Annotated in this window: 11 protein-coding genes and 2 rRNA genes; all 13 read left to right on the top strand. The window is 59.7% G+C overall.

Annotation, left to right across the window (positions count from 1 at the left end; translation table 11 throughout):
• Nucleotides 1–148: 148 nt before the first annotated feature.
• The 13 genes from AK829_RS03825 (at nt 149) to AK829_RS03770 (ending at nt 14421) form a co-directional block, all read left to right on the top strand.
• Nucleotides 149–3231, top strand: a 23S ribosomal RNA gene (locus AK829_RS03825).
• 117 nt (nt 3232–3348) lie between these two features.
• Nucleotides 3349–3466: ribosomal RNA gene (gene rrf / locus AK829_RS03820) — 5S ribosomal RNA — on the top strand.
• A 565-nt stretch (nt 3467–4031) separates the two neighbouring features.
• Complete coding sequence (locus tag AK829_RS03815; RefSeq protein ID WP_052204421.1) at nt 4032–5042, top strand: tetratricopeptide repeat protein; 1011 nt, start codon at nt 4032–4034, stop codon at nt 5040–5042.
• A 25-nt stretch (nt 5043–5067) separates the two neighbouring features.
• On the top strand, nt 5068–6051 hold the full coding sequence (locus AK829_RS03810; RefSeq protein ID WP_052204420.1) for an HAD-IIA family hydrolase: 984 nt from the start codon (nt 5068–5070) through the stop codon (nt 6049–6051).
• 2 nt (nt 6052–6053) lie between these two features.
• A complete protein-coding gene (locus AK829_RS12640; RefSeq protein ID WP_168156363.1) occupies nt 6054–6191 on the top strand; it encodes a hypothetical protein in 138 nt (45 codons plus the stop codon).
• 14 nt (nt 6192–6205) lie between these two features.
• Nucleotides 6206–7033 (top strand): TlyA family RNA methyltransferase, encoded by an 828-nt coding sequence (locus tag AK829_RS03805; RefSeq protein WP_052204418.1) that lies wholly within the window; start codon nt 6206–6208, stop codon nt 7031–7033.
• Nucleotides 7030–7962, top strand: a complete 933-nt coding sequence (locus AK829_RS03800) for an NAD kinase (RefSeq protein ID WP_052204417.1) — start codon at nt 7030–7032, stop codon at nt 7960–7962. The genes AK829_RS03805 and AK829_RS03800 overlap by 4 nt, the downstream gene beginning before the upstream one ends.
• A complete protein-coding gene (recN, locus tag AK829_RS03795; protein ID WP_052204415.1) occupies nt 7962–9689 on the top strand; it encodes a DNA repair protein RecN in 1728 nt (575 codons plus the stop codon). Before AK829_RS03800 ends, recN begins: the two co-directional genes overlap by 1 nt.
• A gap of 51 nt (nt 9690–9740) precedes the next feature.
• Nucleotides 9741–10910, top strand: coding sequence for a putative cytokinetic ring protein SteA (gene steA / locus AK829_RS03790; protein WP_052204414.1), 1170 nt, complete (start codon nt 9741–9743; stop codon nt 10908–10910).
• A 15-nt stretch (nt 10911–10925) separates the two neighbouring features.
• Nucleotides 10926–11774 carry a copper transporter gene (locus tag AK829_RS03785; RefSeq protein ID WP_052204412.1) on the top strand — a complete coding sequence of 283 codons (849 nt, stop codon included), beginning with the start codon at nt 10926–10928 and terminating at the stop codon, nt 11772–11774.
• A 3-nt stretch (nt 11775–11777) separates the two neighbouring features.
• Complete coding sequence (locus tag AK829_RS03780) at nt 11778–12437, top strand: NUDIX domain-containing protein (RefSeq protein ID WP_052204410.1); 660 nt, start codon at nt 11778–11780, stop codon at nt 12435–12437.
• Nucleotides 12437–13345, top strand: coding sequence for a site-specific tyrosine recombinase XerD (gene xerD, locus AK829_RS03775; RefSeq protein WP_052204408.1), 909 nt, complete (start codon nt 12437–12439; stop codon nt 13343–13345). Before AK829_RS03780 ends, xerD begins: the two co-directional genes overlap by 1 nt.
• Nucleotides 13346–13362: 17 nt before the next feature.
• Entirely contained in the window at nt 13363–14421 is a 1059-nt protein-coding gene (locus AK829_RS03770) for a hypothetical protein (RefSeq protein ID WP_052204407.1), read from the top strand.
• Nucleotides 14422–14472 lie beyond the last annotated feature (51 nt).

Genomic DNA, 14472 nt, shown 5'->3' with positions numbered 1-14472 from the left:
TGTGTTGGTGTGTGGGTGTGGTGTGTGAGAACTGGAGAGTGGACGCGAGCATCATGCATCTGGATGCTGGCCTTTGTGGGTTGGTGTTTGGGTGTGTGTTTGTTTTTCTGTTTTTTCTGTTTTTTGTTTGTTCTTTAGTATGTGTATTTCGTTTGTGGTCAAGGGCGTACGGTGGATGCCTTGGCATGCTGAGCCGATGAAGGACGTGTGAGGCTGCGTTAAGCCTCGGGGAGTTGCCAACTAAGCGTTGATCCGAGGATGTCCGAATGGGGAAACCTGGCACCAGTTATGTGGTGTTACCTGCAGGTGAATCTATAGCCTGTATGGGGGTGAACGCGGGGAAGTGAAACATCTCAGTACCCGCAGGAGAAGAAAACAATTGTGATTCCGTTAGTAGTGGCGAGCGAACGCGGATGAGGCTAAACCATGTGTGTGTGATACCTGGCAGGGGTTGCGCATGTGGGGTTGTGGGGCGCATCGTAAGTTATCTGCTAGTGACTTGCTTGATGTGGTTGTGTCAGCGGAAGCGCCTGGGATGGTGCACCGAAGAAGGTGATGAGTCCTGTACGCGAAGACATAGCTGCGTTGGGTGTATGTGTTTTCCCCGAGTAGCAGCGGGCCCGTGAAATCTGCTGTGAATCTGCCGGGACCACCCGGTAAGCCTAAATACTCAGTGTGACCGATAGTGGATAGTACCGTGAGGGAATGGTGAAAAGTACCCCGGGAGGGGAGTGAAAGAGTTCCTGAAACCGTGCGCTTACAATCCGTCAGAGCACATCTTTTGTGTGATGGCGTGCCTTTTGAAGAATGAGCCTGCGAGTCAGCGGCATGTCGCGAGGTTAACCCACGTGTGGGGTAGTCGTAGCGAAAGCGAATCCGAAATGGGTGTTGTTAGTGGCATGTCCTGGACCCGAAGCGGGGTGATCTACCCATGGCCAGTGTGAAGCAGCTGTAAGAGGTTGTGGAGGCGCGAACCCACTTAGGTTGAAAACTGAGGGGATGAGCTGTGGGTAGGGGTGAAAGGCCAATCAAACTCCGTGATAGCTGGTTCTCCCCGAAATGCATTTAGGTGCAGCGTTATACAAGCTTGCTGGAGGTAGAGCTACTGGTTGGTTGAGCGGGACTATCATCTTAGCAATGTCAGCCAAACTCCGAATGCCGGTTAAAAGTGGTGTATAGCAGTGAGACTGTGGGGGATAAGCTTCATAGTCGAGAGGGAAACAGCCCAGATCGCCGGTTAAGGCCCCTAAGGGTGTACTAAGTGGAAAAGGATGTAGGATCGCGAAGACAGCCAGGAGGTTGGCTTAGAAGCAGCCACCCTTGAAAGAGTGCGTAATAGCTCACTGGTCGAGTGGTTCCGCGCCGACAATTCAGTGGGGCTCAAGTACACCGCCGAAGCCGCGGCATAGTTTTTACTATGGGTAGGGGAGCGTCGTGTGTGGGGTGAAGCATTACCGTAAGGGGGTGTGGACTGCACGCGAGTGAGAATGCAGGCATGAGTAACGAATGATACGTGAGAATCGTATCCGCCGAATGACGAAGGGTTCCTGGGTCAAGTTCGTCTTCCCAGGGTGAGTCGGGTCCTAAGGCGAGGCCGACAGGCGTAGTCGATGGTCAACGGGTTGATATTCCCGTACCCGCCTACACGCGACCAATGCTGAAGCAATGATACTAACCACCCAAAGCTACTGATATACGCACCCTTGTGGTGTGTGGTTGGTGGTGATGCGTGGGGCCTGATTTGTTGTAGGTAAGTGATGGGGTGACGCAGAGTGGTAGCCACGCCAGTTATTGGATTCTGGTGCAAGCGTGCAGCACGACAACATGGCAAATCCGGTTGTTATATGTGCAAGGCGTGACGCGTAGCCCATATAAGGGTGATGGTGGTGATCCTGTGCTGCCGAGAAAAGCCTCTAGCGATGTGTGTAGACGGCCCGTACCCGAAACCGACACAGGTAGTCAGGTAGAGCATACTAAGGCGAGCGGGTGAACTGTGGTTAAGGAACTCGGCAAAATGCCCCCGTAACTTCGGGAGAAGGGGGACCCAAACCGGTAACTAACACATGCGGTTAGTGTGCTGGTGTGGGTCGCAGAGAAGAGAGGGGAGCGACTGTTTATCAAAAACACAGGTCCGTGCGAAGACGGTTAAGTTGATGTATACGGACTGACGCCTGCCCGGTGCTGGAAGGTTAAGAGGACCTGTTAGACCCTTTTGGGTCGAAGCGGAGAATTTAAGCCCCAGTAAACGGCGGTGGTAACTATAACCATCCTAAGGTAGCGAAATTCCTTGTCGGGTAAGTTCCGACCTGCACGAATGGCGTAACGACTCCCCTGCTGTCTCAACCACAGGCCCGGTGAAATTGCAGTACGAGTAAAGATGCTCGTTTCGCGCGGCAGGACGAAAAGACCCCGGGACCTTCACTACAGCTTGGTATTGGTGTTCGGTGCGGTTTGTGTAGGATAGGTGGGAGACGTTGATACAGTCACGCCAGTGGTTGTGGAGTCGTTGTTGAAATACCACTCTGACCGTAGTGGATACCTGAACCTTGGCCCATGATCTGGGTTGGGGACAGTGCCTGGTGGGTAGTTTAACTGGGGCGGTTGCCTCCCAAAATGTAACGGAGGCGCCCAAAGGTTCCCTCAGCCTGGTTGGCAATCAGGTGTTTAGAGTGTAAGTGCACAAGGGAGCTTGACTGCGAGACTTACAAGTCGAGCAGGGACGAAAGTCGGGACTAGTGATCCGGCACCTACTTGTGGATGTGGTGTCGCTCAACGGATAAAAGGTACCCCGGGGATAACAGGCTGATCTTCCCCAAGAGTCCATATCGACGGGATGGTTTGGCACCTCGATGTCGGCTCGTCGCATCCTGGGGCTGGAGTAGGTCCCAAGGGTTGGGCTGTTCGCCCATTAAAGCGGCACGCGAGCTGGGTTCAGAACGTCGTGAGACAGTTCGGTCTCTATCCGCCGCGCGCGTTGAAACTTGAAGAAGGCTGTCCCTAGTACGAGAGGACCGGGACGGACGTACCTCTAGTGTGCCAGTTGTTCCGCCAGGAGCATCGCTGGTTGGCTACGTACGGAAGGGATAACCGCTGAAAGCATCTAAGCGGGAAGCCTGTTTTAAGATGAGGTTTCATTATAGGTGCCCTATAGACTATGGGGTTGATAGGCCAGAACTGGAAACACAGCAATGTGATGAGGTGACTGGTACTAATCCACCAACACAAACAACAACACAACAAGCAAACACTGAATGTAACAGTGACTGTCGCGTCCACTTTCCGGTATCTGACACACCACCCCTTGTACATAACAGGTAGTGGAACGCCATTACATGGCCCCCAAGATGTGTCGGTGGTTGATAGCGGCAGGGAAACGCCCGGTCCCATTCCGAACCCGGAAGCTAAGCCTGCCCGCGCTGATGGTACTGCACTCGGGAGGGTGTGGGAGAGTAAGTTACCGCCGACCCAACAACTTCAAAACATGATCACACAGCCCGCCTGCCACACACACGTGGCAGACGGGCTGCTTTTTGTGTGTTTGTGCCCCCCGAATCCTGCTAGACGATAACGAAAACACCCCTGTAAAACCCCAGGTCGAATGTGTACACACACGGCCGGAAACAACGTATCGACTAGCAACGTATCGACTAGCAGCGTATCGACTAGCAGATAACGACTAGCAGCGAATCGGTTGCCCGGGGAGTGTCACCCGAGAGAGTCGGTAGGGAAGCTGGCCCTACTGCGCACCAAATAAGCGCCTGGCACGCGCCAGGCAAGCACCTACTAGCAGATAACGAAAACAGGCCCCTATTTCTGGAGGTGGAATGTGTAGACACACGCCCCGCTTTGCGTTATCTGCTAGCAGCAGTAAGCGTAAGAACAAGCAGTGGAATCCTCTTCGGGGCCGTGCGTGCTCTTTGTTGCCCTACCCGCAACTATCGCCGCGAAAAGTGAGGAATACGCCGTGGTAGTTGGCGGTAATCCGGGGTCGGTCCATATACTGGTTGGAACGTAAACGGAAAGGTCTTTGTATGTCCGACAATGGGAACACCTCTAGGCACGAAAACCGTGGCTCATATGAGAATCGTGGGCGCGGTGGCTACGGGGGTGGGCGAGGTCGCCGATCTGAAGGCGGCAGGCCTGGATTTGATCGCGGTAACAGGTCCGGCGGCCGTTACCGCGGCGGTAGGGACGAAGATAGCCGAGGTGACCGCAACCGTGACGACCACGGTCGGCCTAACCGTAACGGCGGTCGGGGTGATCGTAGGCGCAATGATCGGGCTGGTGGGTATGGCTCTGGGCGTCGTGAAGATCGCGTAAGGCACGACCGGTCTAACCCACGCAGGCAGGGCTACCGTGAGGATCGCATGGCTATGCGCCTGTCGGAACCAGACCTCCTTGAGGATATTGACGTAACTGTCCTGGATCCCTCAGTCCTGCAGGATCTGAAGGTGTTGTCGAAGGACAACGCCGATCGTGTGGCCAAACACATGATTATGGCTTCTGACTTGCTGGCAGACGACCCGCAGCTGGCGCTGCAGCACGCACGCGCGGCGAAGAACCGTGCTGGTCGTGTGAGTGTGGTTCGTGAGACTAACGGTGTTGTTGCGTACCATGCCGGTGAATGGAAAGAAGCGCTCTCCGAGCTTCGGGCAGCTCGCCGCATGAGCGGTGGACCGGGACTGCTCGCGGTGATGGCAGATGCTGAGCGAGGCCTTGGTCGCCCAGAGAAGGCTCTTGAGCTTGGACGCAGCCCAGAGGCTAACGAATTGGACGAGGAAGGCCGTATTGAGCTGGCTATTGTGCTGGCCGGTGCACGCCACGACCTCGGTCAGCATGAGTCTGCGCTGACCACGCTAGAGCGGATGAATCCGTCACTGGACTCCCAGGGATTTAGCCAGATGCGCCTGTCGTACGCGTATGCAGATGCGTTGTTGGCGGTTGGTCGTAAAGATGAAGCGAAGACATGGTTCCAACACGCCGCAGATCTTGACGTTGAAGCACTGACGGATGCGGATGAGCGCGTAGAAGAATTGAGCTAGAGGAATCGGGGTAGTAGATAAAGCGATGGCTCTGCAGGATACGTATGACGCACTGCTGCTTGACCTAGATGGCACGGTTTGGGAGGGCGGAGACGCCATTGAGCATGCTGTCGAAGCGATTAATGCTGCTGGGGTACCGGCGGTGTATATCACCAACAACGCGTCTAGAAGCGCCGCAGAAGTCGCGCAGATGCTGCGCGCAATTGGGCTTCAGGCGCAAGACAATGATGTGCTGACCTCCGCACAAGCTGCACTTGGGCTGGCTGAGGAACACCTCAGCCCAGGCGACCCAGTTTTGGTCTTGGGAGCGCCGTCTTTTCGCGATCTCGTGGCTAATGCCGGCTACCGCGTTGTTGATTCCGCAGATGAAAACCCGAAGGTGGTCCTGCACGGACACAACCCGGAAACGGGGTGGCATCAGCTTTCGGAAGCTGCGCTATCCATCGCGCGCGGGGCTGTGTATCTGGCCTCCAACCTGGACACCACGCTGCCGATGCAGCGCGGGCTGATGGTTGGCAACGGCTCCATGGTTGCGGCTGTGACCTCCGCAACCGGCGTAACGCCGCGAGCTGCTGGCAAGCCCGAGCCGGCAATGTTCCTCCAGGCAGCCGGAGCGCTTGGCGCAAAGCGCCCGCTGGCAGTTGGAGACCGCATGGATACCGACATCGCTGGTGCCGTCGCCGCTGGTATTCCTGCACTGCACGTGCTCACTGGTGTCTCTGGACCGTTGGCGCTTATTGAGGCACCAAAGGAACTGCGCCCTACGTTCATTGCGGAAGACATGCGCGCCCTTGCACAAGACGCAGAGCAGCTGAAACCCTCCGCGCAAGGTGGATTTGGCGCGCGTGTTGACGGGCGCGACATCATCTTGAGCCACGGCAACGAAGGCGCAACCAGCATCCAGGCGCTGCGCACTGTACTGGAGGTGGCGTGGATGATGGACACCCCTCCGGAGCTTGTGCGCCCGAACTCGGATGCTGCAGAAGCCGCAACCGCAAACTGGTGGTAATCATGACCCCGGAAGATCCGGAGCAGCTGCGCCAAGCCTTCGAGGAGGCACTCGCGCAGCCGGCAGAATCGCTTGAAGATGAGGTGGAACGCCTTACAAAGGCACACCAGCTGCTGCATAACGCACTGCAAAACAGCTAGAACAGGAACTACTCATGGCACCATCACGCCGGCGTTTGGACGCTGAACTCGTCCGACGCAAGATTGCCCGCTCCCGCGAGCAGGCCCAGGGCTGGATTAAAGACGGCCGCGTGGAGGTCAACGGATTCGTCGCGAAGAAGCCAGCCACCATCGTAGAGCCGGATGCGTCCATCAAGGTTAGTGTTGACCCGGATGATGAGTGGGCGTCACGCGGGGCCCATAAGCTGCTCGGGGCGTTGGGGGCGTTTGGGGAGATGGGGTTGAGCGTCGATAAGCAAAAGGCTCTCGATGCTGGTGCTTCGACCGGTGGGTTTACCGATGTGCTGCTGGCAAACGGCGCACGCGAGGTCGTCGCGGTTGACGTGGGCTATGGGCAGCTGATCTGGCGGCTGCAAAATGACCCGCGGGTCAAAGTGCTGGACCGGACGAACATTCGGCACCTTACGCCAGAGATGATGGATGGGCCGGCCGATCTGATGGCGGGCGACCTTTCGTTTATCTCCCTGAAGCTGGTATTGCCGGCGATCGTGGAATGCATGGCGGATGGCGCGGACCTTCTGCCGATGGTCAAGCCCCAGTTTGAGGTGGGCAAAGACCGTCTTGGCAGTGGCGGGGTGGTGCGCTCAAACGAGCTGCGGGCCGAGGTAACCACGGATGTGGCGCTGTTTGCGCAGTCATTGGGCTTAAGTTTGAAAGGTGTGACGGCATCGCCGCTGCCGGGCCCGAGCGGCAACGTAGAATACTTCCTATGGCTGGTGAAGGATGCGGGTGAAACCGCACTTGCACCGGAGGCTGTGGCTGAAATGGTGGCCACCGCAGTGAAGGAAGGACCGCAGAATTGACAGACGTGACAACGCAGCGCGAAATCCTGCTTGTGCCGCATTTCTATCGGCCTGACAACATTTCTTCCGCCGCGCGGGCGGCTCGCCTGTTGCAAGAGGCAGGCATCCGCGTGCGGCTCCTAGACCAGGGCGAGCCGGGTGCAGAGCAGCCGGTGGACAAGGACCCTGTGCTTAACCAGCTTGAGCGGGTCAAACCCGGTCCGGATGCCGCCGCTGGGTGTGAGCTGGTGCTGGTGTTGGGGGGCGACGGGACGTTTTTGCGCGCAGCCGGCGTGGCTCGTGACCAGAACCTGCCGGTGCTGGGCATCAACCTAGGCCACGTGGGGTTCTTAGCTGAGGGTGAGGCTGAAAGCCTGGAGACCGCAATTGGCCAGGTGGTTGAGCGCAACTACACCGTAGAAGACCGCATGACCATTGACGTGCAGGTGCGAAGTGCGGAGGGTGAAGAGGTTGGCCGTGGTTGGGCGCTCAATGAGCTCAGCGTGGAAAACATTGACCGCACTCGCGTGTTGGATGCGGTGTTGGAGATCGACTTTCGCCCGGTAAGTGCCTTTGGGTGCGACGGTGTGCTGGTGTCTACGCCAACTGGCTCGACAGCGTACGCGTTTTCCGCTGGTGGCCCGGTCATGTGGCCGGCCCTGGATGCGATCTTGGTGGTGCCGAATAACGCGCATGCGTTGTTTGCGAAACCGCTGGTGGTCTCGCCACGCTCCACTGTGGCCATTGAAACGGAAGCGGACTCCAGCGCGGCTGTGGCGGTGATGGACGGGTTTCGGCGCATTGACATGCCTGCTGGATCGCGCGTGGAGGTCATCCGCGGTTCGCGCCCGGTGCGTTGGGTGAAGCTGGATCGTAAACCCTTCACGGACCGTCTGGTGCGCAAGTTCCAGCTGCCGGTGTCAGGCTGGCGGGGCCCGAGGTACACGTAGTGCTTGCAGAGATTTCAATCCGCAACCTTGGTGTGATTCCGGAGGCCTCGGCGGAGCTTTCGCCAGGCTTGACTGTGCTCACGGGTGAAACCGGTGCGGGCAAAACCATGGTGGTGACGGGCCTTCGCTTATTGACGGGCGGACGCGCCGACGCCTCACGCGTACGCACGGGTGCTGAAGAAGCCGTGGCAGAGGGAGCCTTTTCTACTGCTGGCTTACCGGAGGATGTTTCCGCGAAGGTTGCGGAGATCGTAGAAAACGCCGGTGGCAGCGCCGACGAGAACGGCGAGTACGTGGTCTCGCGATCGGTGAAGGCAACGGGCCGTTCGAAGGCGCACCTGGCTGGCAGGACGGTGCCGGCGGCAACGCTTGCGGAGATGGCGGGCCACCTGCTGACGATTCACGGGCAAAATGACCAGCTGCGGCTGATGAGCCCGGACGAGCAGCTTGCGGCGTTGGATCGGTTTGATCCGGCGATCACCCCGCTTGCCCAGGCTTACCGCGAGACGTACCGCGAGTGGCGCAAGGCAGCTCGCGAACTGGAGGAGCGCACGCAGCACAAACGTGAGCTGGCCCAGGAGGCGGATCGTCTGCGTTTTGCGTTGGATGAGATCGATGCCGTTGATCCGGTGGCGGACGAAGATACCGAATTGGCTGCGACGATTCATCGTCTGCAGGATGTTGATGCGCTGCGTGAGGCGGCCCTCAACGCACTGGCAGCCATTGACGGCGCGGAGGCCGCTGGCGGCTTCGGCGCGGATGATGAGGCGGCGTCTACACTCGTCGGCCAGGCGGCGAGCGCGCTGGATGGTGCGAGTGATGAGCAGCTCAAGGAGCTGGCAACTCGCCTGCATGAGGTGAGCAGTGTGCTTTCGGACGTCTCGGCGGAACTCGGCACCTATCTGACCTCGTTGCCAGCTGATGCCGATCAGCTGGAAGCGCTTTTGACCCGCCAGCAGGACATCCGGGGGTTGACCCGCAAGTATGCGCCCGATGTTGAGGGCGTGCTGGCGTGGCGCGCGAAGGCAGTAAAGCGCTTGAGCAAGATCGACGTGTCCGAAGAAGCCGTAGACAAGCTCAAACAGCAGGTGTCCAAGCTGGAGAAGCAGTTGGCGTCGCGCGCGAAGGCGTTAAGTAAAGCCCGTGAGGCCGCAGCGGCGAAGCTTGGTGAGGCCGTTTCTGCAGAACTGCACGGCCTTGCCATGCCGAAGGCGCAGCTGACAGTCCAGGTCACCCGTGCCGGATACAGCGCAACCGGCGCCGACGAGGTGGCTATTCTCTTGGCGCCCAACAAGGCGTTGGAGCCGAAACCGTTGGCAACGAGCGCCTCCGGTGGTGAGCTGTCGCGCGTGATGCTCGCACTTGAGGTGATTTTGGCGGCCTCATCGCACGGGGCGACTTTGGTGTTCGACGAGGTTGACGCTGGCGTCGGTGGGCGCGCGGCCGTAGAGATCGGTCGCAGGCTTGCTCGTCTTGCTACCAACAACCAGGTTATTGTGGTTACGCACTTGCCGCAGGTGGCGGCGTATGCGGATACGCATCTGCACGTGGCGAAGGATGTGGGGGATGCGTTGGTGGCCTCGGGCGTGGCGCAACTGAGCGAAGAAGCCCGAATCGAAGAGCTGGCCCGCATGATGGCCGGCATGGATGATTCCGATACCGGCCGAGCGCATGCCCAGGAGCTGTTTGAACGCGCGCAGCGTGAGGTGGCGGAAATGCGCGCCTAAGTGCCGCGCGCCTCCCTTAAAACAGGCAGGTCACCGTGCACAATAGCGCGTATGACTGTCTCTACTTCCATCAACGGCACCTTGCGCGACTGCACTGCGCAGGGCAAAGGCATTGGCCGCCTCAGCGAAGGCGATATTGCGTTTGTGGACGCGCCGGATATGACGCGTCGATTCGCGGAGCTGTTGGTGGCGGCGAAACCTGCGGCGGTGGTCAACGTCGCGCGGTTTACCACGGGGCTTATTCCGAACTACGGCCCGCACGTGCTGCTGGATGCTGGCATTCCGCTGTATGAGGCGGCTGGTTCTTCCATGCGTGGGGTGGTGAAGGACGGCAAGAAGGCTTCTGTGAGTCCGACCGGCGAGGTCATGATGGGTAAGAAGCTCATTGGCCAGGCCAGTGCCGTCAGCCGTGAGGACGTGGACGCCACCTTTGCGGACGCGCAGCAAGCGCTGGTGGACAACATGGAGGCCTACTTTGGCAACACCATCCAGTTCATCCACTCCGAGGCGCCCTTGCTTATCGACGGTGTGGGCTCACCCGAACTCGGCGACACCATGGCAGAGCGCAAAGTGCTTGTGGTCAGCCAGTCTGAGGACCTGCGCGAGCGACTCGATGGGCTGAAGTTTTTCATCCGTGAGTACACGCCCGTGATCATTGGCGTGGGTGCAGCCGCGGACACACTGACCAAGCTGGGCTATGACATGGACTTCATCGTGGGTGACCCGACCGATATTTCCAACGAGGCACTGCGCGGGGACGCCAAGGTGATCCTGCCCGCAGAGACCGACGGTTTCGCCCCTGGCCTTGAGCGTATCCAGGACCTGGGTGTGGGCGCGATGACGTTCCCGGCGGCGACTGACTCGCCGACGGATTTGGCCATTTTGCTGGCGGTGTTCCATGACGCCGAGATGGTGATTACGGTTGGGCAGCCGGTGGAGTTGGACAGCATTTTCGCGGATGCGGCAGCCGCTGAGCCGGCGGCACTGCTGACGCGGCTGAAGGCGGGGCGCAAGCTTGTAGATTCGACGGTGATTGAGCACCTCTACGACACGAACACCGGCGGCGGGGGTGTCGCTTGGGCCTGGGCGATCTTGGGGCTTCTGGTGGCCGCTGCCACCGTGGTGTTGATCGTGGGCCTGGGCGGCTCGGAGACGTTTACAACGAACTTGGTGGATACGTGGAACCGCATCGCGCTGGAGTTCCAGAGCTGGTTTAACTAGGAGCTGAGAGACAACATGGGACAGGCAACTCGTGGCACCGGTCTAGTTGCGGCCGGTATTGGTTGGGGGATTGCGGCAGGCGTGGCACTTGGCACACTGCTGATCGCGCCGGCGATGGAAGGATCGTTGGGCACCGGTTCCGTCACAGCGTCGGAGGCTGGGCAGGGGGATGCAGCGTCTGATAGCGGTGAGCTGGCCCGCGCCAACGGACAGGTTGATGAGGCGAACACGTTGCTTGCGCAGCATGGCGACGCCATCGTGTCCGGCGCCTTGGACGGCGTAGCGGTCACGTTGATCCGGACGGCTTCGGCTTCTGAGGAGGACGCTGCCGGCGTGCGCTGGATGGCAAACGCCGCGGGTGCGTCAAACTCGGGTGGCATCCGTTTGACCGAGAAGTTCTTCGAGCGCGATGCCGCTGATGAGCTGAGCAGTGTCATTGCTAATACGCTGCCGGCCGGTGCGACGCTGAGCGTGGATAACTTGGGCCCGGGCACGCACGCTGGTGAGTCGCTGGCGGCGACGTTGACTGCGGCGAGTGATGAGGACCGCGCACTGGTACTCGAAGCGCTGACCCAGGCCGGGTTCATTGAGACCCGTGGCGAGGTCGCTGCAGCTGACGCCATTGTTGTCGTGGCTGCCGATGAGTTTGACGGTGAGGGCTTCGCCGCACAGCTGGTCGCGGACTTTGCTCGGGCGTTGTCGGCGGGCGCGCGCACTGTCGTCGCAACGCAAGGTGCTGCTCCGGAGTTGGACGGGGTGAGCCTGCAGGGCAACGTGGACACGGAGGCTGGACGTGTCCAGTCGGCGTTGTTGCTTGCGGAAGACCCTGCTGCAGAACCCGCAGAAGACGCAGCAGAGGAGTAGGCCGTGTCTCAATCGCACGAGTTTGAGGTAGTTGACTCCCAGCTGCTGCATGACGCGCCGATTATTGCGCTGCGGCGCGACCGCGTGACTATGCCTGGTGGCACGACGGCGCATCGTGAGATTGTGGAGCATTTCGGTGCGGTTGCTGTCGTTGCGTTGGATGCCCAGGGCCGGGTGGCGATGGTGGAGCAGTACCGTCACAGCGTGAAGCGTCGCCTGTGGGAGCTGCCCGCAGGGCTTTTGGACTTCTACCAAGAAGACGAGTTGGCCACGGCGAAACGTGAGCTGCAGGAAGAGGCGGGGTTGGCTGCTGATTCTTGGGCGCTGCTGGTTGATCTGGTGACCTCGCCGGGCTTTGCGGAGGAGGCCGTGCGAGTGTTTTTGGCGCGTGACTTGCGTGAGGTGGAGCGTCCGGAGGCGCACGATGAGGAAGCCGACATGGGGTTTGCGTGGGTGCCGCTGGATGAGGCTCGCGCGATGGTAATGCGTGGCGAGATTGTGAACTCGATTGCGGTTTCCGGCATTTTATCCGCTAGTGAGGTCGTTGCGGGGCGCGCGCAGCCTCGTGAGACTTCGGTTGCCTTTGAGTTGCGCCCGAGCTCTCTTGCTTATCGACGCCACGCCGAAGGCATCACCCCCGACATGAAGAAAATCCCGCGCTAGTGGTTTCCCCTGCACAACTTGCCCGAGATTGGCACGTCCACTTGGTGGTGGAGCGTGGGCTGTCTGAAAACACGGTGAGCAATTATGACCGTGACATGAAGCGCTACGTTGCCTGGCTGGATAACGCCGGTATTGCTGACCTGAACGATGTGACTGCTGGCCATCTTGAGGCGTACGTGGCGGATTTGCGCCGCGGAAGTGAGACGGTGAAACCGCTGGCGGCGTCCTCGGCGGCTCGGGCACTCGTGGTTGCGCGTGGTCTGCACAAGTTCGGTGTGTCAGAAGGCCTGCTGGCCGGTGATGCCGCGGCTGAGGTGGCGCCGCCGCAGGCCGCAGAGAAGCTTCCAGACACGCTGAGCGTGGACGAAGTCGCGCGGCTGATTGAGTCCTGTTCTGAGGACAACGCGTTAGGTCTGCGTGACAAGGCGCTGTTGGAAACGCTGTATGCCACTGGCGCGCGCGTGAGCGAGGTGTTGGCGCTGAACGTGGATGACGTTGCTGATGCACGCGGTGTGCTGGTTGTGACGGGCAAGGGCAATAAGCAGCGCGTTGTGGCCCTAGGTTCGCATGCGCAGGCAGCAATTGAGTCGTATCTTGTGCGTGCGCGCCCGATGCTGGCGACAGGTAAGTCGCACGCACTGTTTCTCAACGCACGTGGCAACGCACTGTCGCGCCAAAGCGCGTGGACAATTATTAAAGACGCCGCATCACGCGCAGGCATTGACAAAGACATTTCCCCGCACACGTTGAGGCACTCCTTTGCCACGCACCTGCTTGAGGGCGGCGCCGATGTGCGAACCGTGCAGGAGTTGCTGGGACACGCATCTGTGACAACGACGCAGATTTACACGCATATCACTGCGGATAACCTACGAGAAGTCTGGGCGGGTGCGCATCCGCGTGCATAGGCGGTAACGTTAGCCCGATGATGCGAAACGTTGCGGTAGGAGCGTGCGTTGCCACGCTGACGCTTTGCCTTCCCCTTGCCACTGGTCCGGTTGCGTTAGCGCAGCTGCCTGGGGGACTGGATCCAGCGCAGATCAAAGAGATGCTGCCATCCCAGGTAAGTGTGGCGGCGGGGGAGTCGACGACTGTAGACGTTGGCGTGCCTGTCGATGTGAACTATTCCGCTGATGGCTGGGTGGTCAGCTCTAGCGGCACGACCGTGACTGTGCAGGCACCGAATACGCCGGGTGCAACCGCCAACGTGCCGGCAAGTGCGCTTGGTTACTCTGCGACGATCACCCTGGTAGCCGTCGGCGGTAGCGAATCCCCAGATGTCGCGCCGGACGGGGAAGCAGAGCAGGCAGAAACGTCCAAACCGGAAGAGGATGGCGGCAATCCAGGCACGGGCTCGGACACTGGCTCGGACACTGGCTCGGACGCGGACGCGCAGCAGCAAGACGGCGCTCAGGTAACACACCCGCCGCGCGAGGCAGCAGCACCCGTGGACACAACGGCGGCGAAGACGTTCTATTTCGATGGTGAGATCCACGGCAACACGCTTGTGGTCACCGTGCCGCTGACCCGCGCTGCTGACTTGGCAAAGTACGCCCGCACGGATCGTGAGGGGGCGAAGCTGCGCTATCTGGACGTCAACGGTCGGGTAATCCAGGGAGTGAAGCGTGATGTGGATATTGCCAAGCGGACGCTGACGCTGACCTATCCGGAGGGCGAAACCCCAGACAATCCTTTCATCATGGAAGTGGTTCGGGATGACTCGGTGGCTGAGTTCATAGCGGTGATTACCGCGAAGAATGCGCCAGTGGAGCAGGCAGAGGCGTCGGCAAGCGAAGGCGACGATGCAGCGGAGCAGTCGACGAATCCGTATGCGGACGTAGCAAAGCAAAGTCAAGGTGCTGAACCTGACTCTGCGAATGGCGGCGGCATTCCGGTGCCCTTGATTGTCGGCGGCGTGGGCCTGTTGTTGCTGCTTGCGCTGGTGTTTACGGTGCTGCGTCGTCGCGGGACGGGGCGCGCCTAAATACTGGGCGGGCGAGAGGCCACCCAAGATAAATGCCATCGTTGTAAGATG

This window comes from Corynebacterium riegelii, assembly GCF_001263755.1.
GTDB classification, from domain to species: Bacteria; Actinomycetota; Actinomycetes; order Mycobacteriales; family Mycobacteriaceae; genus Corynebacterium; species Corynebacterium riegelii.
Note: the sequence above shows the minus strand (reverse complement) of the source record. Positions and strands in the feature narration are given on the sequence as shown.

Bases quoted from the DNA above. Each gene is read 5' to 3' on its own strand.
- AK829_RS12640 (WP_168156363.1), top strand. From the start codon at position 6,054: ATGACCCCGGAAGATCCGGAGCAGCTGCGCCAAGCCTTCGAGGAGGCA.
- AK829_RS03785 (WP_052204412.1), top strand. From the start codon at position 10,926: ATGGGACAGGCAACTCGTGGCACCGGTCTAGTTGCGGCCGGTATTGGT.
- AK829_RS03770 (WP_052204407.1), top strand. From the start codon at position 13,363: ATGATGCGAAACGTTGCGGTAGGAGCGTGCGTTGCCACGCTGACGCTT.
- AK829_RS03810 (WP_052204420.1), top strand. From the start codon at position 5,068: ATGGCTCTGCAGGATACGTATGACGCACTGCTGCTTGACCTAGATGGC.
- AK829_RS03815 (WP_052204421.1), top strand. From the start codon at position 4,032: ATGTCCGACAATGGGAACACCTCTAGGCACGAAAACCGTGGCTCATAT.
- AK829_RS03805 (WP_052204418.1), top strand. From the start codon at position 6,206: ATGGCACCATCACGCCGGCGTTTGGACGCTGAACTCGTCCGACGCAAG.
- steA (WP_052204414.1), top strand. From the start codon at position 9,741: ATGACTGTCTCTACTTCCATCAACGGCACCTTGCGCGACTGCACTGCG.